12 protein-coding genes are annotated in these 23,589 nt (G+C 39.5%); 1 reads left to right on the top strand and 11 read right to left on the bottom strand.

The genetic code is table 11. The features are described 5' to 3' along the window. Nucleotides 1-245: 245 nt before the first annotated feature. The 5 genes from HUX74_RS20010 to HUX74_RS19990 form a co-directional block, all read right to left on the bottom strand. On the bottom strand, nucleotides 246-647 hold the full coding sequence (locus HUX74_RS20010) for a reverse transcriptase N-terminal domain-containing protein (protein ID WP_217451035.1): 402 nt from the start codon (nucleotides 645-647) through the stop codon (nucleotides 246-248). Between the two features lie 675 nt (nucleotides 648-1,322). After that, nucleotides 1,323-4,796: a glycosyl hydrolase gene (locus HUX74_RS20005; RefSeq protein WP_174647290.1), complete on the bottom strand. Its 3,474-nt coding sequence runs from the start codon at nucleotides 4,794-4,796 to the stop codon at nucleotides 1,323-1,325. A gap of 21 nt (nucleotides 4,797-4,817) precedes the next feature. After that, nucleotides 4,818-7,508 carry a family 78 glycoside hydrolase catalytic domain gene (locus HUX74_RS20000; protein ID WP_174647289.1) on the bottom strand — a complete coding sequence of 897 codons (2,691 nt, stop codon included), beginning with the start codon at nucleotides 7,506-7,508 and terminating at the stop codon, nucleotides 4,818-4,820. Nucleotides 7,509-7,761: 253 nt separating this feature from the next. Next, entirely contained in the window at nucleotides 7,762-9,282 is a 1,521-nt protein-coding gene (locus tag HUX74_RS19995) for a RagB/SusD family nutrient uptake outer membrane protein (RefSeq protein WP_174647288.1), read from the bottom strand. Between the two features lie 19 nt (nucleotides 9,283-9,301). Beyond that, nucleotides 9,302-12,631, bottom strand: a complete 3,330-nt coding sequence (locus HUX74_RS19990) for a TonB-dependent receptor (RefSeq protein WP_174647287.1) — start codon at nucleotides 12,629-12,631, stop codon at nucleotides 9,302-9,304. 243 nt (nucleotides 12,632-12,874) lie between these two features. Here HUX74_RS19990 and HUX74_RS19985 point away from each other — a divergent pair, with 243 nt between their 5' ends. After that, nucleotides 12,875-13,936, top strand: a complete 1,062-nt coding sequence (locus HUX74_RS19985; protein ID WP_008657074.1) for an IS5-like element IS1169 family transposase — start codon at nucleotides 12,875-12,877, stop codon at nucleotides 13,934-13,936. A gap of 169 nt (nucleotides 13,937-14,105) precedes the next feature. Here the strand turns inward: HUX74_RS19985 and HUX74_RS19980 are convergent, their stop codons facing one another. The 6 genes from HUX74_RS19980 to HUX74_RS19955 form a co-directional block, all read right to left on the bottom strand. Continuing rightward, nucleotides 14,106-15,041 carry a FecR family protein gene (locus tag HUX74_RS19980; protein WP_174647286.1) on the bottom strand — a complete coding sequence of 312 codons (936 nt, stop codon included), beginning with the start codon at nucleotides 15,039-15,041 and terminating at the stop codon, nucleotides 14,106-14,108. A gap of 141 nt (nucleotides 15,042-15,182) precedes the next feature. Beyond that, the gene (locus HUX74_RS19975) at nucleotides 15,183-15,731 is read right to left on the bottom strand and encodes an RNA polymerase sigma factor (RefSeq protein ID WP_174647285.1); all 549 of its coding nucleotides are present in this window, start codon (nucleotides 15,729-15,731) and stop codon (nucleotides 15,183-15,185) included. Between the two features lie 816 nt (nucleotides 15,732-16,547). Next, nucleotides 16,548-16,736 carry a hypothetical protein gene (locus tag HUX74_RS19970; protein ID WP_174647284.1) on the bottom strand — a complete coding sequence of 63 codons (189 nt, stop codon included), beginning with the start codon at nucleotides 16,734-16,736 and terminating at the stop codon, nucleotides 16,548-16,550. Between the two features lie 341 nt (nucleotides 16,737-17,077). Next, nucleotides 17,078-19,705 carry an alpha-L-rhamnosidase gene (locus tag HUX74_RS19965; RefSeq protein WP_174647283.1) on the bottom strand — a complete coding sequence of 876 codons (2,628 nt, stop codon included), beginning with the start codon at nucleotides 19,703-19,705 and terminating at the stop codon, nucleotides 17,078-17,080. Between the two features lie 176 nt (nucleotides 19,706-19,881). Then, nucleotides 19,882-21,345, bottom strand: coding sequence for a glycoside hydrolase family 125 protein (locus HUX74_RS19960; protein WP_174647282.1), 1,464 nt, complete (start codon nucleotides 21,343-21,345; stop codon nucleotides 19,882-19,884). Nucleotides 21,346-21,364: 19 nt separating this feature from the next. Beyond that, nucleotides 21,365-22,594 carry a glycoside hydrolase family 76 protein gene (locus HUX74_RS19955; protein ID WP_174647281.1) on the bottom strand — a complete coding sequence of 410 codons (1,230 nt, stop codon included), beginning with the start codon at nucleotides 22,592-22,594 and terminating at the stop codon, nucleotides 21,365-21,367. Nucleotides 22,595-23,589: the final 995 nt, after the last annotated feature.

Genomic DNA, 23,589 nt, shown 5'->3' with positions numbered 1-23,589 from the left:
ATACCAGCCTGCCAATTTGTACATTGTTGAGAAGCTATTCATGATTAATATGATCAAAACAGCCCTTAATGCCACTTTCCAGTATCCATTGTGGTGAACAGTCTCTACTCAACCATCTATGAAGTGCATCTATTGTGCATCCGCAGTACTTCTAAACTTTCTGACCCCATATGAGTTCGCATCCGCTTCACTTTCAGTTATAGGTTCTAAAGCCATAAAATATAGCACCTGCATGGCTTCGTCCTTCATGGTTGATATTTCCAAAGGTCTTGTCTTGCCGTTTCTTTGGTTATGTTGGCCCTTTTCAGCGAGAGGGCTTTGTATCCTCTCCTTTTCAATGAACATATAGCTTCTATTTTCTTGGCATCAGTGTTCCACTTTATATGCTCAGCCCCTGCCGTACGTTTACCTTTATTGAAAGTAAGTTTCTTTACCGCCAATGCTTTGGCTTCATAGGAAGTGACAAGTAGGTGCTGCAAAGCCTTTACCTTGTTGTATCTCTTTTCTTTGTGAGGCTTTGCTATTCGGACTTGCAGCTTTCTCACCCTACGCTCGTATTTGGGAAAGTAAATATCTTTCCATGTCGTGTTTCGCACGGTTGAAGATGCACACTCGGCTTTTGCCTTGCTCATTTGCAGTTTCTTCATTTCATTAAAGTTCTACAATCGTTTCACAAAGAATTACCCTGCGGAAGTCTGCCTGCTTTCGCATGAGGTGACGTTTAAGCCTCTATCCTCCGCATTACACGGAAGCTTTCGCTTTCTCCACACCCCTTTACCCGCAACACATTCGACTTTTCTTGCGATTGGCTCACCTGCCTGACATAGACAGGAGAAATACGAGCTTACCAAGTTCCGTACAAGCAACTAACGACCAATTTAGAGTCCCCCCTCCACCAACAGTATGATGTCCATGTAGCCTTACATTCCCCAAATACTATCCTGACTACTCACCTTTGGGCTATAGCTTATAAATATCCGTAAGCTATTTCTTTATTACGATGGTGTAGCTATTCACATATGTTACTCATATCAGTTAGCCTAACAGCCTATACATTGGATATGGCATGAATTAGTGGGCTAATTTTATATGATTTACTGAATGCACCTAAATAAATAAGAACGGAATCATTTTACCAAAGTTGAACTTTTAATCTAAAACTTGAGCCCCAAAAAGAAAAAAGAGAGCTGTATTATTACTCGAAACAGAGTTTAATACAGCTCTCTTAGGTTCAGCAGTTACAATACATAACTTTTCAGAGTAGTCATTTTAGTTTTGACTCCTCTTATTCTCATAGGTTTATTTTATCAGAGAGAGCAGGTCTATTCTATTTTAACACATTGGTAGGGACGTACCAATACAGGCCCTAAAAGTCCAGAGGGTAATAAAGGGGAGTTTTTATCCCAGATTTTACGAGTGGTAAACGTCTTCCGCTTGGAATTGCGTGATGAAGGTGTATCAAGCCACTCAGGCCATACTTGAATATTGCCATTCTGCCATTTTATGTCAGCAGCATATTGTTCATCTCCTATCAAGGCATTAGGCCATAGATTAGTGATACGAAGTTCTAATTCATTAACCCCGGGACGTACAGTGTCACCTAAGTCTATTCTAAAGGGAGCTTTCCACAATACACCCAACGGCTTGCCATTGATTATCACTTCGGCCATAACACGTACGTCACCTAAATCTAATTCCAAGAGATAATTGTTTTTAACCCATTTTGGGGGTATAGTGATTTTTTTTCTATAAGTCGCCGTACCAGAGAAATAGCGAATCTGCTCATCTGTGGAGTTGGTCCATGAGGTTAGCACATCAAATGTAGCATGCCTTTTCTCTTCCTTGGAAAGCAGTGGAAATGTTACATCCCATTTACCTGTCAATACAAGGGAAGAAGCAACAGCTTTGGCTGTTACGCTTTTCTTTTCACCCGCAGAAGTGATATAATGCAATTTTCCTGCATAAGGGGTAAGCCAAATGTACTTACCATGATTGACAACCACCCTTGTTTCGGGGGATACTTCACTAAAAAAGAGAGTTTCACCATCATAAGCAGTCGTAGTAAATTGTTCACCATCTACTGAGTAAGTAACTCGTAACGCACCTTTCAACGGCTTGCTGCTATTATTGGAAGCGAGTGTCTTGTCAACATGAATGGAAAAGGTACCTGCAGCAATTTGTGCCTGAATCTTCTCGGTTACATTCTCTGCCGAATAATAGGGAGGAATACCATGTAGTCCCTTATCGAACTTGCCATACACTGCGCTGATAATCTCTAATCCATCGTTACTACTAGCTTGCAGTGGTAGTAGTTCGTTTTCTGAAAGGTAAGCTTCAGTGTACTTGCCGTTCAGTTTATATGCTATACGCAGTTCCTTTATGTATCCGGGTGCCGCATCAGTAAAACTAGCACGAACATCCACTTTTCCATCGCGTATTTGTCTGGATAATTCTTGTGTCACATCGACCAAACCTGCAGGTAGGAAAGTCCCATATTCAGCTTTAATGATTTTCAGCCCTGGAAGTTGCTTGGCACTTCCCTTCTCCACTTCGACATGGGTGTCAATAGGTCTGTTTTCAGAAATGGCCGGCTTGCGAAAAAGGACAAAGAGTGCCTCGTCAGATTCGAACTGAAGAGGGATGGTTATTGTTCCGTTTCCATTCTCTTTCCAAATAGCGATATCGCGTATTTCACCAGTTTCAGGATTCCATAATTCAGGCCGTTTACCCGTAACACGAAAATTGCATCGCTCTTCTAAATAAGACTTGCGCATATTATCTACCAAGTAAATATCCGTATCCTTGTCACGTCGATGTGTATAACCGATGTCAGCCGTAAGCATACGTTCGGTCGTAAAGTCGGGAATAAAAGAGTCTTCTTTCAATACTTCCTCTACTGAAGAATCTTGAATGAGACCTTTCCCCCATAATTTTTCAGCTATTTGCTCTACAATATCGTCACAAGCAGGATAGTTATTCAGACTTGGGGATTTTTTGGGACGGGGACCAATGACACGTACACCGTTCCGTACCAATTCTTCAATTTTTGCTAGGATTTCCGGAGTCATCCAGTCTGTCTGAGGCAATACAAGAAGACGATACGTACCACCAGTTTGTGTATGAATCACACCGGCTTTGGCTGTAAGAGTCATCATTTTAGAAGGTCCAATCAAGTCATAATCGAATCCAGATGAGGTTATTTCAGGCATTGTCGTGGCATCGTTGGGTGAAGACTCTCCTATAAAAACCAAGACATCAGCTATGGTACGTCCCTGTTGGAGCAAGAATTGGGAACGAGCAATGTAATCCAAGAATGCCTTTCCTGGCTTCCACCATGTATTTAGTCGATTGAACTCTAAGCCACATCCTCCCATTGGTAATCCCGGTCCCATATTCCATGGTTGGTGAGCATAAGTATGGAAGATCAAACGAGTGATACCATTAGTCCATGCCCTATCTCCCAAGCCTTTGATGGTAGCAGGATGTTCTAGCCAATTCACATTGCCTGTAAAAGATTCAGATCCGACTATTGATTTACCATTCAAGTGAGCAGCAGACGAAGCGATGCGAGGCGAGTCGTTAAAAAAGAGATTTCCTGACCAAAATTCACACATCACTATATCCCCAGTATCACCTACTTCAAGACTATTGAAAGGCCCCCAATAAGGCTCTAACGAAAACATCATCCCATATTTATGACAGAGGTCACGGAAACGACCGTAGTAGTTCTTGGTTATCAAATCGCCAATAGTCCGGCGTAAATCCCATAAAAAGCGTTCAGATACTTCACCACTATCTACATAATAGCCGGCTAAGACAGGAAGATATTTTCTGAAATTGTAACCGCGAAGACGATAAAATTCTTTATCAAAACCTTCCGTATAGTTGGTACAGCCCACTTCATAACTATCTATTATACAGTTTTTCACAGTTTTTCCCACCAAATGACCTAACCTATTCAAGATGGGAACGATACCTTTTTGCCAATATTGATCCACTGCAGTCTGATTCATTTTGTCAATTTCCAATCCGCATCCCCCTTTAGGTGCCGGACGGTTCATTGCTCCGGTTGGTGTATGCCCCATACGCAAGATTACCCACTCTCCAGCAGGAGCTTTCCATTGTAAGATGCCTTCTGGTGACATCTGCGTTGTCAAGTCAACAATATCCACTTGTTTGATAATGGCAGTTTGCGGTACAAGTCTACTGGTAGGTTCAAGTTTATTGCGCAATCTGCCCGCTAAACTCTTGCTATCCAAATCACTGATGCGCATATCATTTTGAGGTTTCGGGAAAGCTACCACCGCAATGTCCCGATAATAATTAAATCGTGTGGTCGGTTGATGCAAATGCAGATTCAGTTTTTTACCTCCAATACAAACTGTATCGCTATAAACGATAGTTTGCATAGATAATTCAGGAGTTACCCATGGGCCTCCACTTGAAGACCACCCAGCACTGTTATGAAATCCTAGTTCAATACCTAACCTATCAGCCTCATTGGCAGCAAAGTAGAACATATCCAACCATTCATTTGTCATATAGGTTGCATTACCATCAGGAATGCCTCCCTCTACATTAAACAGTTGCGCCTCTTGTATTCCAGCTTCCTTCATTGCTTCCAAATCAGCCGTAATGCCTTCTTTTGAAACATTTCCATTGACCCAATGCCACCAAGTTCGCGCCTTGGCGGGAGCAGGTGGATTTTTAAATCCCTTCTCTAACGAAATTTGTCCAAATACATTCATACTCAGCAAAAGTGTAACTACAATCACTGAAATTATTTGTCTTTTCATGGTTTGTTACATTTGTTTTTGTTAAAAAATTGCATCAAAATAGTAGTTCCCGTGCGAAAGTTTTATTTCAACACCCTCATCGGTATGCTTTATGTCCTTGATACTTGAAATTTCACTAAGAGACTGTCCGTTCTCTGTTATTTGGCTCACAGGTAGGCAAAGTTTAGCATGACTACCAACTGGAATCTGTACAGCAATAGTCAATGCACTGTCCTTCTTTTCCCATTCTACAGCCAACTCACCATAAGGGGTATCCTTTTTAGCCTTTACCCATGAGATTCCCTCTACAAATTGAGGACGAATCGTACATACCTCATAAGCGGGATGTTCTTCATTGAGTTGAATGCCAGCCAATGCTTGATAGAACCAGGAACCGATGGCATTATAACAGTTGTGAATATGACTGCGTTCACCATTCCAATGTTCCCATGTTGTAGTAGCACCGTTGTCAATCATATAAAGATAACTAGGATAGTCCCGTTTTTTCAACATACTATAAATGAACTCAGCTTGATTATTTTTCACAGCCCACTCAGTGATGACAGGAATACCCACTAATCCCGTAGCCAAGTGTCCTTTAAAACGTTCATTGGTCACTCTTTTCAGCGTTTCTTCTACTATTGGACATATATCGGCCGGAGTAGCACCCACCAACATCGGATAAATCATATCAATCTGAGTTTGGGTAGAATAACCATCTTGTTTCTTATCATAAAAGGTCTTATGAATCAAATCATTCAAGCATTTGGCTTGCGATGTATAACTCTCACTTTCGTTCTCCTTACCTAATACATTAGCGATTTTGGCCATGGTTTGTAAGCAATAGGATAAATAACAGTTATCCACCAAGTCTATCGAAAGCGGATCTGTCTGATTAATACCTGAAGGAGTAGCCCAATCGCCCAAATACCAACCGCGATAATCTGTATCAGGCCAAGGCCTTATCAGTCCATCACAGGTATATTTAGCTACGTAACCCAACCATTTTTGCATATAGGGATAGTACTGCTCCAAAAAACGTATGTCACCATAGTTCATATAAGTCATCCATGAGGCGGTAATGATAAATCCGCACCAATAGGGACCTCCACCAGCCGTATAAGGATTGGGAGCTGTATGAGGCATACCTCCATCCTCTCGCATACAATCTGCCCAGGATTTCATCCAGTTTACATAGGTTGGAGCCATATTGAAAATCGTTTGCACTGTTTGAGTCGAAGCATTGCCATCACCGCCATAGCCCAAACGTTCCACTTGGGGACAATCTACCATATACCCCCCCAAAGTCAGACAACGTAATGTGTAATGTACCATTTCATAGATGGCATTCATATCCTTATCAGAACAAGAGAAAGAGGCATTTCCGTCATAATCTGTATGAATCAAATAAGCCGTAATATCAGACAAATTAGGAGCAGTTTCCAAGTCACTCACTTTCAAATATCGATATGCCTTATAGTTGAATTTATTGATGAAAAATTCATCAGGTTTACCCGAAGCGATGTAATAATCTTCGTAAAGGCTATCACGAAAACTGCCGTCCGAATTTAAAAAGTCACAATAACTAATGCGAACTTTTTGATTAGGACGTAACTGCGGAAATGCAATATGTGTCCAACCTGTAAAGTTTGTACCCATATCGAAAATCCAACTATTTTTTTGGGATGCCCGAACTGCTATAGGATGAAATTTTTCTTTTATACGATTCAATTCGACCATTTGTGGAGTAGCTACGCCTTTCTCTCCTTTAACTGTTTTTACTGCAGACCATTGTAACTTGTCAAGAGTTTCTTTAGTATAATCAGATGGCATTTTAGAAGCTGTGACAATTTCGCCTCCAAAGCGATGAGGGCGCCAATCTCCAAAAGATTCATAACCACTTTCGCAAACAGACCACGAGGAGTCCGTTACAAGCAGTGTTTCCCAAGTATTATTCTCGAGCTTTTCCAACTGTGCACGTACGTAAGGGCCATTGGGCATCACGCCCGGCAATCCCTCCTGATACCATCCTTTGCCTGCTAAAATCACAATATTATTTTTACCTTTGCGTATCAGTTTAGTAACATCATAGGTCACTATCTGAGAACGTTTGTCAAATTGTGAGACTGCAGGATTCAATACCGCGTCCGTTACGGGTTCTCCATTGATATAAGCCTCGTGATAACCCAGCGAGTTGACGTGAAACATTACCCTTTCTCCCACATCATCAAGCTCCCATTCTTTATGGAAAAGTGGTGATAGCGATTTCCCTTCAGGCTGCTCCATTCTTATATATTCTGCCTTCCAGTCAGCAGGGTGTAAAAGCCCAATACCGAACGAGGCTACCTTACTCCAAGCGGAGCACCTTCCCATCTGATCCCACACACGGACTTTCCAATAAACAAACGATTTTGATTTTAGAGTTTTACCTTTGTAATTTATGTTATATGATTGGAATGAGTTTACTTTTTTTGAGTTCCAAATATCAGCGTTTTCTTCGGTCAGCTTTTGAGGAGTGGTAGCAACCAATATTTGATAGGCTATCTGCGTAGTTCCTCGCTGGTCAGAACAAAGTTTCCAACTTAGACAAGGTGTTGTATTGTCAATAGCCAAAGGATTGGTCAAGTGTTCACATCTTAAATCTTTGATTTTGAGTGAAGAAGTCGAGTTGCACGACATGGTAAGCAAACAGAATGCAATAATAAAATAATGATAAATACATTTATTCTTCATCTTTTTGATTTATGTGATTATTGAATGGTACAAAGTTGTAAGTAAAAATAGCAAATAAATTTTCTATACATGACTAGACGATGAAACGAAGGCAAGGTAGTCCCATGTAATACCAATATATAAAATAAGAATTCTATAAAAAATCTATTGCATAAACATCTTAAGCCCAAAATTAAATTACCAGTTATTTGCAATGCAGAATAATTCCTTCCCCTCTTTAACACAACCCAAGGAGAGGAAGGAAAAATTTTAACTAATATCCCTTATTTTGAGTTATTAAAGGATTTACTGCAATTTCTCTATATGGGATCGGGAACAACAATTTGTCTTGCGATAAATTATATGCATTTGACGGAATCATAATATCAATACTTTTTATGTATTTTGCATATTCAGCCATTACTTCAAGTGCTTTTCCAGTTCTCAATAAATCTTGCCATCTATGATTTTCGAATGCCAATTCATGCTTTCGCTCATTAGCCACAACTTCTGCTGTTATATTGAATACCTCAGGCAGACCAGCACGTCTTCTTACTTGGTTTACATATTGTGCAGCTTCTTCTGTTTTGCCTTGTTCTACCAGATTTTCTGCTAATAATAATAATGCATCGGCATAACGATAAACTGGCCAATTATCATTGGTGTTATTTATTTTGACATGAGGCCAACGATATTTGTTGATGAATGGGCGAGCATAAGCATGTTGTTCTATCTTTGGATCGCCAACTTTCAATATGTCTTCATAAACTAATACTTCGCCATCACTTGAACTGCCAACAGCTACGGCAATGGAAGGATTTAGCCGTAGGTCTCCTGGTTCATAAGAGTCTATCATTTGTTGGGTAGGAATATTCCACCCTCCAGTACCAACATTATTGGAAGTCTTTACTCCAGTTGCTAATTCTGTATCTGTTGTTCGAGGTAAGAATTCGTATAGAAACATACTTTCCAGACCGTAATCCCCCATCATATATTGAATTGAGAAAATGTGCTCTTTCGAATTTTTCTTAGATGTATCAAATACATCTCTATAATTATCTAAAAGGCCATAACCCATATTTAAAATATCTTTCAATTGCTTTTCAGCTTCAAGATAGTCCCTTGTAGGTTTTGTCATCAAGACATAGGCATACAACATTTTGGCAGCTCCTTTTGTTGCTCTACCATCTGTTGGAAATTTGGAAACTGTGGGGAGATTATCAATAGCATATTTTACATCTTCAATGATTTGATTATATACTTCTTCAACAGTATTTCGTGGAATAAAAGCTTGTTCCGGTGATTTAACCTCATGTATATTAATAGGAACTCCTCCAAAATATTGGACTAGTCCAAAATACACATATGCTCTCAAAAATTTGGCTTCTCCCAAAATGCTAGCCTTGAAATCTTCTGTAAAATCTTTTTCTTCAATTCTATCTATAACTGTATTTGCTCTAGCTATAGCATTATAAGAGATTCTCCAATAATCACTGATATGGTCGTTATTAGAATCTTCAAGAAAGTTGCCAATTTCTTCCCAAGTTGCTAATCTGTTTGGAGTATAATAGTTATAATGAGTATTATCCGATCTCATTTCTCCCATAAGCCAACAACTTCTAGCATAAAAGTGATCGCGCAAAGGCTGATAAATGCCTGTTGTTGCTTGCTTAAAATGTTCTTCTGTTACAAAAAACACTTCATCAGTCAATTCTGTTTCCGGTGTAGTGATTAAAAAATCATTATTACAAGAAAAAAATAATACAGTAAAACAGAACAATATAACATTCTTCATATATTTCGCATTTTATTTGTTAAAAATTAATACTACATCCAACACTAAATGTACGAGGGATTGGATAAGTAGTTCTATCAACTCCCATTCCATTCCATCCCAACTCATTATTATCCGAAACTTGTGGATTAGGCCCAGGATAACTACAGATAGTAAAAAGTTGTTGAGCTGAGAAATATATTCTAGCATTAGATATATACTTATTAGATTTAAATGGAATAGTATAGCCTAATGTTAGATTTTTTAAACTTAAATGTGTTGCATCATAAACCCATCCGCTATGATTGGAACGATAAAGCTCTGTTGTACCTGCCATTGTACTAGGAATAAGCCCGTTCCCAGGATTTTCCTCTGAACGCCAACGATTTTTTACTGTTTTCAATACATTAAATACGCCATCTAGATTCAGTGTATTCTCATAACATCCGGCAAAAATATCTCCTCCAAGCTGACCAGTAAGTAAAAGACTTAAATCAAAATTCTTCCATTTGAACTCGTTTGTGATACCAAATATCATATCCGGATTAGGATCGCCAATTTTTGTTCTATCATTCATATCAATTATTCCGTCTGGGACTCCAGTAGGTCCACTGATATCTTTCATCCTTACAGAGCCTATTTGTGAAGTGGAGTGTTTAGGCTGTGAGTCAAATTCCGACTTATTCATATATACACCATCAAATACATATCCCATAAAAATTCCAACAGGTTGACCCACTTCCAATCTGTTCCAATTATAGAATTCTGAATCTCCACCAATATGATCACTCATGGCGCTAAGTTGTAGTACCTTATTACGATTAAATGTTAAATTTAAGTTTGTTTTCCATTGAAATTCTCCAACCAAATTTCTTGATTCAATTGAAATTTCATGTCCCCAACTTTTAATTTTTCCCATGTTTGACATCACGCTACTAAAACCTGAAGTCCATGGTATTTCTAGATTATTAAGCAATGACTTTGTCTTTTTGGTATAAAAATCATACATTAAAAAAATCCTATCATTAAGAAAACCAAAATCTACTCCAATATCAAACTGTGAGTTCTCTTCCCAAGATAGTTTTTGATTACCTATTTGTGTCAGAGTTTTCCCAGGAGAAACTTCTCCTCCAAAAGGATAATTTGCAGAAGCAACTGTCGCAAGATGCGTATAGTTTCCTATGTTATAATTACCTGTTATACCATAGCTGACTCGCAGTTTCAAGTAATTCATCAATTCTCTTGATGATTCCATAAAAGGTTCTTCTGAAATTATCCACCCAGCAGATGCAGAAGGGAAATTGGCCCATTTGTGACCAGAGCCAAAACGGGAACTACCATCGCGTCTAATATTTGCTTGCAATAAATATTTGTCTTTGAATTTATAAGAAATTCTAGCTAATAAAGATGCAATAGTCCAGTCTTCCATGCCGGTATTGCCTTGTCGCGTAGTCAAAGCAGAAGTAATCCACTCTATTTCGTCATCAGGAAATTCGCTTCCGGAAATGTTTGCAAATTCCCGTCTATATTTCTGAGCTGAATATCCAATCAATGCACCTACAGTATGATTACCGAAAGTTTTGTCAAATGTGAGCATATTTTCAACATTCCATGTATAGTAATTGGCATTATTGTAATTAGCAGAAGCCTTTCCCGGAGGTGCAGAAATCCAATCTCCTGCAGCTGTACTTGGAGTCCATGTCCTTTGCTTTCTCCATTCTGTATCTATTCCTGTTTGCATTTTATATTTAATTCCTCCCCAAATATCAATATCAATAAATGCATTTGCTAAAAGCGTCAATATATTATAATTATCTTTTCTTTCCGTTATAGCACGCACCCAGTTAACTTGAGAAAACATTCCTGTTCCCGAAGAAGATGGACTCAGAGAAATTTTTAAATTTCCATTTTCGTCATAAGGACTTTCTGTAGGATCAGCTAGCATCGAAGCACTAAGGATAGCTCGATTTCCGTCTGTCCCTTGGTTATGGAATAATTGAAGAATAGGCGATACACTTAAGCCTATTTTCACTCTATCATTTAATTGAAAATCATTATTACTTCGAAATGAAATGCGTTCGAATCCAGAGTTTTTAACAACCCCATCTTGCTTGAAATAACCAATAGTATTTGACGTTGTAGCAGCTTTGTTACCTCCGGCAAAATTTATAGAATAATTCTGTATGAGAGCATTTTGTGTCATTAGCTTATACCAGTCAGTTCCCTCTCCATACTGATTAGGATTTTGGTATTGAGTTGGAACTCCTAGACTTTCTTCTCTTTTTCCCCATTTTATGGCATCTTCAAAAGATTCTTTTTTAAATTGTGCAAACTCTCTAGCGTTCATTACATCCATGTCGTTCAGTCCATTTAATGTTTGAACCCCTAAATTTGCCTGAACTTGTACATTCAATTTACCTTGTTTACCTCTTTTTGTAGTTATAAGAATGACCCCATTACCAGCTCTAGAGCCATATAAGGCGGTTGCTGCTGCATCTTTTAATACAGAGAAAGATTCTATTTCATCTGGATTAATATTATTCAACCCAGTAGAAATAGGGAAACCATCTACTACAATTAATGGTTGGCTGCTATTATTGATAGAAACAGCTCCGCGGATACGAAAAGCCATTCCTTGTCCAGGAATACCAGTAGATTGATTAATTTGTACACCTGCGACTTGTCCTTGTAACTTCTGTCCAATTTGTCCTACAGGCAAGTCACTTAATGCATCTGCTTTCACACTTGAAATAGATCCCGTCATATCTCTCTTTTTCTGAGTACCATAGCTTACCACTACTACTTCCTCCAACATTTTAAGATCTTCCTTCAGTACGATATTTATGGATTTTTTGTTTTTCAAAGCCAACTCTTGTGCTATATAGCCAATATAAGAAACTTGTAATACCGCATTTTTTGCAACCGAAATACTAAATTGTCCATTATAGTCGGTTATAGTTCCATTCGTGGTTCCCTTCTCTACAAGATTAGCTCCTATTATTGGTTCTCCCCGTTCATCAGTAACAGTACCGACAATTACCGTCTTATTATTTTCAGACAAACCTTTTGCTTTTTTCAGAATAATACGCTTGCCAGAAACTTCATATTCAATATTCAATGGAGACAAAACATGTTCTAAAACTGTTGATAACTCAATTTGTTTTGCCGTGATTGTTACTGGAGTCGTAAGTTCTAGATTATTATACATGAATGTATAATCCGTTTTACTTTCTATCGCAGTAAAAAAACTTTTAATCGTTCCTTTTTCTAATCGTATATCGATTTTTTGAGACAACTGTGCAAATAAACCGTTACATATAAAAAAGAAAAAGAATATGATTAGCAATATCTGCTTTTTCCTAAATTGCATAAATATTAGATTTAAATTTAAAAACTATAATTTTGCCAATTGTATACTACCTTCTTTGCTTTAACTAAGCGGTACTTAGATAAAAGTAAACTATAATATATTGTATACCTCGAGCATGAAGAATGGCTGTTCCCCATACTTACTTTAAAATCGCTTTAGAGGAGTTCTATAAATTAAAATATTGTAGTACAGTTGTTTATATGGTTCCAAGAGCGTAAATTTGCAGAAAATAAGAATTTTATAATGAACAAGTTATCCCGATACCGTAAGCTTCGTTATAATCAACTATTTGAGTCAGAGAATCGTGAATTGCGTTTGAATGAAATGGGCAATCCTCTTGAAGTGTTGTCTCAGTATGTTGATTTTGAGATCTTTCGTCCTACTCTTGAATCAGCCCTTTTTACCGGAGAGCGCAAAAGTAATGCCGGTCGTCCGCCGATAGACTGTGTGCTGATGTTCAAGGTCTTGTTTCTTCAGCGTTATTATGGTTTGAGTGACCATCAGATAGAGTATCAGATAGTTGACCGTACGAGTTTCCGCAAGTTTCTTGGTATTGAATGTGTTGACGATGTTCCTGACGAGAAGACGGTGTGGAAGTATCGCGAACTCCTGACAAATACAGGCGTTTATGACAAGCTTTTTTCGGAATTTCATAGTTTCATGGAAAGTAAGGGTCTGCAATTCAATGAGGGTCGCATCATTGATGCCAGTTTTGTTATTGCCCCTCGCCAACGTAACACCCGTGATGAAAATGAGCAGATAAAACAGGGAGCGGGTAATAAGTTGTGGAATGACAATCCCCACAAGAAGTGCCACAAGGATGTAGATGCCCGCTGGACAAAGAAGCGTGATGAGACTTTTTACGGCTACAAGCAGCATACTAAAGTTGAGAAACGCAATAAGATCATACTTTCTTATGATACCACGTCGGCAGAAGTGCATGATTCCAAAGGCTTTGAAGGACTGCTGGATGAAAAAGACGAAGGCAAGGACTTGTATTTGGACGCCGGTTATGTCGGACAAGAGGAGATTGTAAAACAGCATAAGATGAATCCGATAATTTGCGAAAAGGGCTACCGTAACCGTCCGCTTACCAAGGAGCAGAAATCAGACAATAGGAAAAAATCCAAGACACGTTGCCTTGTCGAGCATGTATTCGGGTTTGAGGAACAAACCATGCGTGGACTTGTGGTGCGTACAGTAGGGCTTATTCGTGCTAAAGCCAATGTAGCACTCACCAGTCTTGTGTATAACATCAGTCGTTACACGCAAATAATCAGGCTGAAACCTGAGTTGTTGGGGTGAATTATGCCTGCACATCCAATTTTTACAACAAACACAAGTTAATTATTGTAAAAATTGGGGGGGGTAGAAAATATTCGCTAAATTTGAAAGACTAAAGCTCACAAATTGGGCAGTTAAAGAGTTCTGCTGTCTGATACAAGAGGATAAATTGAATTGATAGAACTCACCTTTACTTATATTTGATATTCACCTCCTCTCCATTTATTTTATAATCAATAGGTGTAATTTTATTTATCTCATTCAATATTTCCCTGAGGGGGTCGCTCTTAAGGGTAAAACTGTAGCAGAATTCTTTATTCAGATTTTCAATGTGTATGTTTATTCCATACCAGTGCTCAAGCTTGTAAAACACCTCTGCGGCTGATGCGTTTTCGAATTTAAGTTTATTTTGTGTCCATAAACTTTCTATCTGAGCGTCGCAATTCCGAATGCTCCATTGCATATTTTTTTTTGAAATAGAAATTAATTGATTCGGCGATAACTCTGCTAAAAGATAGTTATCAATTATGTTTTCTACACCAACTTTACCTCTTACGAGGGAGATATCTATTGTTTCTTCATTAGGATAAGCCATGACATTAAAAGCGGTTCCATATACAATAGCATTTACAGATGTTGCTTCTACAACAAAACGTTGATCTGTACTTTTAGTCACATCAAAAAAGGCTTCTCCTTTCAGTTTTACTTTTCGGTTGTTCCGATTAAAATCAGAGGAGTAAGTTAATTCCGAATCGGAATTGAGCCATACCTCTGTACCATCGGGTAATAGCACTTTTGTTTTTTGTCCTTTTTCTGTCATAATGACAAATTCTTGGGGGACAGAAATATATTTATTATGGAAATAGTAATAAGGGGCTAATGAAGTCACCAGAAGAAGCAATATCACTACAGCTGTCCTTGCCCAATTGAAGATAGAACGTTTAGAGATAGCTGTCATTTGACGATGGATATCACTTAGAACTACCTCTTTAATATTCTGATTCATGTGAGTTGTTTTAAATTCGTCCCACAAAGCTTGTATTTCCTGAACAAGTTCGTCATCAGAAGAATCTGAAACATTCTCCTTTAATAACTGAAAATCCGTTGGAGTTAGTTTCTCGTACATAAATCTATTTAAAAGGTTTCTTATAATAGAATTTCTCATACACTTTTTCGCATCATTTAAAGAGATACGTTTAACGAAAAAAAAGTCCCGATATTTTTTGTATGTTATAAAACATGTTATAAAAGCAAAAGAAGAGAACGGTTAATAGTATGACAATTCGATTCGTAGTGCTTGCTTAATCAAAATTAGTTGGTTCCTTACGGTTTTTTCTGTTATCCCTAGTTGTTTAGCAATGACAGAGACAGATAATCCCTTTCCCCAATTTAATTCAAATATTTGGTACTGTCGATTGCTAAACCTTTTCTTTACTTGTTCTAATCTATTTTTAAATTCATCGAAAATAATGTCTTTTTCCACTGTATTTTCTGAATAATTAAGGTAAGCATCACTAACTATGTATTCCTCGAAAACAACACTTCGCATCTGGTAGCGAAAAGCGTCAATGACTAGGTTGTGGGCAATGGTATATAGATAGGATTTAAAAGACATTTCGGCTGAAAGCTCCCCTCTAGTCTGCCATATACGTAAAAAAGTGTCTTGCAAAATATCTTCAGCCATAGTTGATGATTTGGTCAGATTCAATACAAAACCGTATAGCAAATCAGCATAAATAGCATATAATTTATCGAAATCTTTATAGGAGCCAGATTTCAGACCTTCGATCAGTTGTTTATGGATATTCTTATTCATTGTGACTGTTATAGTCCCGTAATTTTACATCTAAGCAAAAATTTAAGCTATGAAACTACGGGGATATAGGATTTTAATGGTACAAAAATAATTTAAACAACCGCTACACATCTAATAAAAATGATACTTATCATTCTAATTTTGCCACAATTGATTATTTTGAATAAGTTTTCTCGTATAGACATGAACTTGCAGCACTTACATTCCTTCAGTTTTTTAGACCTTTCTTGAATTCTGTTTTTCGGTCTTTTGCTCCCTTCATTAAAACAACTTTCTATAGTTATTTTGCAAACGACAACTTACTTCTTCAAACGAACAATAAACTAAAAAATACAGTCAAAGGCTTATCAAGGAATAGAAAGGAGACATCCTGTATGAATGTCTAAAGAGTTTCTATGCCATTAACATCTGTTGCCATACTCATATTTTTTTCTGATCTTCAGTACCTAAACATGCTATTTGATAATTGGCATGTAATACATACACATAATGGTCTCCTACTAGATGGTAATCCATACTCGTTGGACGAATTAAAATTCTAAGAATGTATAAGTAAAAAGTTTTATGAATTATGGATTATCAGTAAATTGCTGGTAACCATACCCTTAATAAGCATCGCTATGCTTGTGCGTAATTTCATAGCAAATGAAGTTTGAATCTTCGGAATCTACGAGGTTTTCGCAGAAAATCGTGTGAATAAACTTGGAAATACCTCTCATTGTAGTGTTGTACCCAAGTTTACTGACTTTGAGAGCATTGTACTCAGCATAACAGCGAGACTTTTTTTGATAGCGAAAACTATCTTTTTCATCGTCTTCACAATAAATACATGGACTGTCTCCCCGTCTTATCAGCCGCCATCAATTCAATATCCGCTGTCAACAGACGACCGGATTTGCCGAGGAAATCCGCAAGAATATCACGGTTTCTATTGATGACACCGAGGATGGTTTCTGTATTGATTTCAAGTCGGTCAAGATCTGTTAGAACGCAAGAGCCCAACATTATGTCATGGGACGCGACAACATAAACGTAGTTCTTGATTGAGATTATTGCACATTGCAGAAATTGAACTAATATGAATATAAAGAGGCCATCTCAAGTTTATTTTGAGACAGCCTCATCTACCTGATTTCCGGTATGGAACACATTAGCTGTATCCTCCCATGAAGTAAACAATTTCACTGCTTTCACAGTTTCGCTTCATCTATACAAAAGCCTCGGCTTATTATTAGAACACCATGTTACCCAAAAGAACAAAGTACAATCTTGGTAGATATTGTACCAGAAGACATTAGCATACTTTTGTTTTTCATGTTTTCTTTGTCTTAGTTGTTTAATTATTATTACTCTACAACAAATTCATATTTACCAGCTTTCAACTCCACTATTTTTTCACCTTTGAACTTATCCGGTAAGATAAGTGTAGCTGTACTGTTAGCGGGTACTGTAACTTCGTAATACACACTTTTCCCCTTCCACTTCCAGCGAGAAACAATTTCACCGTAAGGCGACCGATGACGAGCTTCAAACCGTTTCAATTCCTTTATGAAATGGGGACGGAGCAGAATGTTTTGAAAACCAGGTTGCGCGGGATCAGGGAAAATACCTCCCAGCCCCTTGTAGAACCAGGCACCTATTTCACCGAACATCATATGATTGTCCGAGATGTCACGAGTAGCCTGCAAATCCCAGTTCTCGAGCAGCGTAGTGGCACCGTTCACCATCCACCAACCCCATGAAGGATAAGTGTCCTGTACAGCCACCTTATAAGCTGTTTCAGCATAACCATTTTCGCTGAGTGCATTCAGAATAGCTTTAGCTCCTAATACACCCACATCCAAGTGAAAATCGTCCTCTTCCACCTTATGTGCCAAGTTAGCTGCCACTTTTCCTATCAACTCTTCGGGCACAATCTTCCATTGCAAGGGAACACTCAATTCGGTTTGTGAACCTTCGGCATAGATGCCTGTTTCTCGATTCAGGAACTTATCATTGACAGCTTGCTTTATTTCCTCCGACAAGGCATTATAATATTCGTAATCGGCCTGTTTGCCGAAGAGTTTGGCAGCAGCGGCCAAAATCTTGGTATCTACATAAAAGTAGACTGAGGAAGTCAACTCTTTATTGGATTTTGACTTCACCGGCACCCAGTCTCCGCGCCCCCACGTAGTGAGATGATTGTTAGAGATACGCTCCACATAATCCACATAACGTTTGATGCTCTCGTAACAATCGCTCAAGGGCTTGCTATCACCGTAGAAGAGGTAGATATTCCAAGGGATGATGGCAATAGTACTAGTCCAGTCCAGCCCGTTGTCTGTACCATATCCCCATCCACCAGTTGGAATAATATCGGGCAGCACTCCATTGGGCTGCTGTTCGTCACGATGGTCGGCCAACCATTTTTCGTAAACGGTAATTCCATCAAAGTTATAAAATGCTGCCTCAATGGCAAAATGACCGTCACCAGTCCAACCGTTCTTCTCTCGCTGAGGGCAATCGGTGGGGTAGCCCATCAGATTGGAAAGGTAAGAGTGATTGGCAGCATGGAGCAGCTTGCCTATCAGTGGGCTCGAAGATTCCAAGCTACCTACTGCCGGCACATCACTGTGCATGAAGTAAGCAATCAAGCTGTTTTGGTCAAGCTCAATAGGCTTATCTGCCACTACCTCCACATAACGAAATCCCTTGTAATTAAATCGGGGCATGAACTCATCCTCTTCTCCACTCAGAATGAGAATGTCCGTCTGAAAAGGGTCTTTCTCCTTATCGCCTCGAAAGTAGACATCAATGTTCGAGAGATCGAGGCGACCATTTGGATGTAAGCGTTCGCCATGTTTGATTCTGACCTCCGTTCCCCGTTCACCCGAAACATGAATACAAGTCACACCGGACATATTTTGCCCGAAATCATAGATGTATGTTTTCTCGTCCACTTTGCGGAAAGAGACGGCGGGGAAAATCTTTACATTACGGATGGGATGTACTTGCTGGGCAGTGACATTGGAAGAAGGTACACTCCGATAGGCTACTCCGCGCCACTTGGAATCATCGAATTCCGGAGTGCTCCATCCTTTCTGCCCCAGACGTGCATCGTAGTGCTCGCCAGTATAGATACTATTGAAAGTGATTGCACCCGACGCTGTCCGCCAACTGAGATCGGTGGGAATAGTCTCCACGCTTCCATCGGTGTAGGTAATGCGTAAGTCCAGACAGAAAGCGGGACGGTTGCGCCAAGGGGCACGGTCGAAGTCCCACACTGCTTTGGATTGATGGTTATACCAGCCGTTACCCAAAAGTACGCCAATAGCGTTGTCGCCATTCTGTAATTGTGAAGTCACATCATAAGCCACATACAAGTTGCGGCGATCAAAGCGGGTATAGAGAGGAGCAAGGCAGTGGTCTCCTATCTTCTTGCCATTGATGTAAAGCTCATATAGTCCAGCAGCGGCAATATAAGCACGCGCTGACTTTACCTTTTTGCCGGTCTTGAACTCTTTTCGGAAGTAAGGGGCAGGCCCATAATGAATATCCTTGCCATCGCCAATCCAAGCACCTTGCCAATGTTGCATCCCCATCATGCCCGTTTCAAAGTAAGAGACAAGAGAAGCAGTTTCCTTATATTCCATGTCACCGCAGATTACTTTCCAATAATATTTAGTGAAAGGTTGCAGTTTTTTGCCCGCATAGCTCACAAGCTGATTACGGGAACTGTTCTTCCCACTATCCCACATCCTACCGCAACCATTGGCTACATTCAACGAGTCTTCGTCTACCACGATCCGCCAGGAAGTCTGCACAGCATTCTGCCTGCTGTCATCTAGTCGCCAAGAAAGACGAGGAACCGGGTTGTCTATGCCAATAGGATTTTCCAAATAATCACTCTGTAGATCTACTGGACAGGCAGACATCTGCTCGTAGACAACAATGTAAATAAAGAAAACAAATACAACCAAATTATTTCTTTTCATTAATTAGCTGTTTAATGGATTAAATTTATTAGGGTTTGCAAATCAAATCAGTTGTTTACAAGAACAAAAGGGACCAAAAATAAAAAATGTAAGTTTTTCAAGCAAAACAGACAAACAATCCACGTAACTTATATTTACTTTTACCTCAAGATTCCCTTCTGTTAAATTTTTTCTTCTTATAAACTGTTCAACAAGTCCACCTTACCCTCATTCACCAATTTCAGAATCAATTCTCCAAACAACGTGTTCTGCCAAGCAAACCATGCACGGGTAAAGTTAGTAGGGTCATCCTTGTGGAAAGACTCGTGCATGAATCCCGTACCGGCATCCGTATCCATCAGCATTTTGATACAAATCTTTATCTCCTCATCATTCTGGCTGGTGAATGCCCTCATCATGATACTCATAGGCCATACCATATCATAACCAATGTGCGGACCTCCGATACCTTCACCGGCTTTACCTTTAAAAAAGTAAGGGTTGCTGCCACTCCACACAAAGCGGCGTGTATTCTGATAGATAGGGTCGTTTACGTCCACATCACCCAAATAAGGCATAGCAAGAAGGCTGGGTACATTGGCATCGTCCATTAACAGATGATTGCCGAATCCATCTACTTCAAATGCATAGATTGTCCCAAACTCAGGATGATTGTAAGTGGCATATTTCTTCAAGGCTGCCTCCACTTCGGCTGCCAAATCGGTGCATTCTTTGGCCAAGGATGTTTCCTTGTTCACTTCCGTCAGAATTTCAGCAGCCTTTCTCAAAGAAGAGACAGCGAAAAAGTTGGAAGGGACCAGGTACTGAAGCGTAGTGGCATCGTCCGATGGGCGGAAAGCGGAAACAATCAGTCCCACCGGTTTGACCGGAGCACCCAAGCCGTCGTTATTCAGCGTAGCCAGAGCACGGTCCGTCTTACGGTGAAAACGGTAGGGGCCTACACCGTCCTTACGCTGCTGTTCCTTGAAAGTCTTCAGGATAGCAGTAATTGCCTTCATCCATTCACCGTCGAAGATACTGCTGTCACCAGTTACTTTCCAATACTGGTAAGCCAGACGAAGCGGGTAACAAAGAGAGTCTATCTCCCATTTGCGCTCGTGCAGTTCGGGCTTCATATCTGTCAAGTCAGTCATCCAGTTGCCACCCGTAGGTCCGTCGTTGAAAGCATTGGCGTACGGATCAATGTTGATGCAAAGGAACTGAAGGCGAATGACACCTTCGAGCATCTCTTTCAATTGCGCATCATTGTTGGCTAACTGCACATATGGCCACACCTGCGCACCGGAGTCACGCAGCCACATAGCATGGATGTCACCGGTATAAACAAAAGTATCGGGTTTACCGTCCAGCATGCGAAAGTGTACAGTAGTGTCAAGCGTATTAGGAAAGCAATTCTCAAACATCCACGCCAACTTAGGATTGGTAAGCAGTTTCTTCACGCGAACAATCTCAGCTTCCACCGCTTTTGAGGTGAAAAGGCGTTTCTTCATTTTTGGACGATTGCTCTTGTAAGCAGCAGTCATCTGAGCATAGTTCTCCACACAAGTGTTGTCACCTTTCAGGGTAAAAGTGTCTGCCTTAGCATAGCCTTGCATACAGAGCATGGCAACAGCGCACAAGGTAATGTTTCTCTTTTTCATTTGGTCTGATTCGTTTTAATTATAAAGACTGATTAGCGAACACGGCCAAACGCGCGTACATTTCTACCATGGCGGCTTGTGTCAGCAGCCATTTACGATTGTCGCAGCTCTTGCCGGTGAAATCAGTATTGAAAAGGCCGTTATCTTCACGGGCATGCGTCCAAGCATAGTCCAGACTGCGGGCAAAGGAATCAAGATAAACCTTGTTACCGTCCACCTGATAGAGCTCTATAAAACCACGCAACATAACGGCGGTGAACCACACATCGCCCTTCTTCAGCATACGGAACGGTTCTCCCTGTCCGGGGGGGAATTCCATGAAGAAATAATTGTGGCAAGCGGCAGCAATCGCTTGCGCATCCTTCAGATACTGCCCATTACCGGTAAGCTGATAGAGCAAAGCAGCCGACTGCATCATCTGACCGCTGTTATAGGCAAATTTGGCACGTCCTATCTCACCGTCCAAACGCATGTTGTCGAAGTAAAGGCAGTCTGTTGTGTCCTGCAATGTTGCTTTAGTCCACTCGTACAAACTCTTCCCTTTCTCAAAATAGGAGCTGTCTTGCGTAGCCTTGAAAAGTTTCAGGGCAAAGACGGAACCAGGGGCGTTGGAACAAGTGTTCTTTGATTCCTTCTTCTGTTCGCACCAATAGATACCTCCTCCCAAACAATCGTCCATACCGCTTTCTATAAACTTCCAGATAAGCTTGGCGCTCTGCAGATAGTTCTCTTGGCTAGTCATCAGATAGACGTCTGTGAAGTCAATGCCGAGCCACACGTTGTCATCGTAAAAGCGGTCGGACAACGGAGCGTCCTTGATGTAAGAAGCATACGCTTCGGGCATACGACGAGTATCGAAATATTCAGCAAGTCCCGGAAGCACTTTCTCATCAAGCAACTTCTGATAGTTCCCGAAATCTTTCTTGTTATCTTTAGTGGCCTCCATCAGCGCATTCACTGCGGAGAAGGTACCGGAATAAGGCCACAAATAAGAGTAGAGATTGGGACGGTTCTTCTGTTCCTCGGAAGCCAGATAAGTGGCGGTATAGCCCTCCACGTCCGAAGGGTAATTCTCACGCAACAGACAAGTGCCCGGTGCGGAATAGTGAGCATATAAGGAATCAAGTGTTTGTGTAGATCTGACCAGCATTGCGTTGTCCGCTACAGCCGGTTCTTTCTGTGTCTTGCATCCGGTTACTGCCAAGGCGCATGCCAATAGGCAGAGAAGTGTTTTTGGGTAATTCTTCATCTTTTTAACGGTATTAAATGTTTCACTTTGCTTTCGAGAATTTTTTCTTTTTTATATAAATCCTATTGTTGTTCACAAAAACGCGTATGGTCAAAATTGAATACACTAGGAACACTAAAAACGCATTGTTTTTTGTCATTATTGAAATTAGTTTTGTTAAAGAATTCTCTAAGTATGGTTTTATTAAGTAACGATATGCTTAAGGCCTAAGAATTTCATAAACATTTCCTCAAGTTCCATACCATATTGAATAATTACTATAGGGCGATAAACAATGAACACAAAGTAAATTTGTCTTCTCATAATATTCCTTGTGTTGAAACCATATAACCTTAATATTCATCGTTATTTGGAAGTCTTAAAAACTCAATTTGCTGTTTTTATAAAATTCCACAATTTGTTGTGTAAATCCGTAGTATTAAAAACATATACTTACGTTTTCGCTATTCATCCCAAAACAAACTTTTTGTATATAAGAAGAATAATTTTTAGAACTTTTATAAATAGTGAGTTCGCCAATAGCATCTGAGAGTGTATTCCTAAGTAAACGGCGTTTCTAATTTATAGCTTTATAATACAAATCTACAATTTCGAATCCGTTCTTTCTAAAATCATCTGTAACTAACTATATTTCAAACTTTTCAAAGAGCTATTGTGTTTTTTAGTGGGTACTAATATACTTCAAGGGCTATTTATTAATAGCTTGACGAATAATAAAAGCGTTATTCCTCTTTCACATCTTTTGTGATTCCAGTTTAATGAAAATGATTACAAGCATTTTCAGAAAGCATTCTGTTCGCCATTGGGTCTTAGAATTATGAACAAAATGTCGATTTTGATAATATAACCTAATAATTTTACTTTTCAGACTGTAAACCAACAAGCATGACATTAAAAGCAAGCATTAATTTTACAGTAATCAATACACAAATCTATTTTGCTCAGCCAAAGCCAATGAGTTATGCAAAATTACGTTGGAATTACAATTTCTAACT

The sequence above is a fragment of the Bacteroides sp. Marseille-P8574 genome (assembly GCF_902825465.1).
Lineage (GTDB): Bacteria > Bacteroidota > Bacteroidia > Bacteroidales > Bacteroidaceae > Bacteroides > Bacteroides uniformis.
Note: the sequence above shows the minus strand (reverse complement) of the source record. Positions and strands in the feature narration are given on the sequence as shown.

Coding starts and splice junctions, on each gene's coding strand:
- HUX74_RS19965 (WP_174647283.1), bottom strand. CDS start 19,705: ATGAAAAGAAATAATTTGGTTGTATTTGTTTTCTTTATTTACATTGTT.
- HUX74_RS20005 (WP_174647290.1), bottom strand. CDS start 4,796: ATGAAAAGACAAATAATTTCAGTGATTGTAGTTACACTTTTGCTGAGT.
- HUX74_RS19990 (WP_174647287.1), bottom strand. CDS start 12,631: ATGCAATTTAGGAAAAAGCAGATATTGCTAATCATATTCTTTTTCTTT.
- HUX74_RS19960 (WP_174647282.1), bottom strand. CDS start 21,345: ATGAAAAAGAGAAACATTACCTTGTGCGCTGTTGCCATGCTCTGTATG.
- HUX74_RS19955 (WP_174647281.1), bottom strand. CDS start 22,594: ATGAAGAATTACCCAAAAACACTTCTCTGCCTATTGGCATGCGCCTTG.
- HUX74_RS19995 (WP_174647288.1), bottom strand. CDS start 9,282: ATGAAGAATGTTATATTGTTCTGTTTTACTGTATTATTTTTTTCTTGT.
- HUX74_RS19985 (WP_008657074.1), top strand. CDS start 12,875: ATGAACAAGTTATCCCGATACCGTAAGCTTCGTTATAATCAACTATTT.
- HUX74_RS19980 (WP_174647286.1), bottom strand. CDS start 15,041: ATGTACGAGAAACTAACTCCAACGGATTTTCAGTTATTAAAGGAGAAT.
- HUX74_RS20000 (WP_174647289.1), bottom strand. CDS start 7,508: ATGAAGAATAAATGTATTTATCATTATTTTATTATTGCATTCTGTTTG.
- HUX74_RS20010 (WP_217451035.1), bottom strand. CDS start 647: ATGAAGAAACTGCAAATGAGCAAGGCAAAAGCCGAGTGTGCATCTTCA.
- HUX74_RS19970 (WP_174647284.1), bottom strand. CDS start 16,736: ATGTTGGGCTCTTGCGTTCTAACAGATCTTGACCGACTTGAAATCAAT.
- HUX74_RS19975 (WP_174647285.1), bottom strand. CDS start 15,731: ATGAATAAGAATATCCATAAACAACTGATCGAAGGTCTGAAATCTGGC.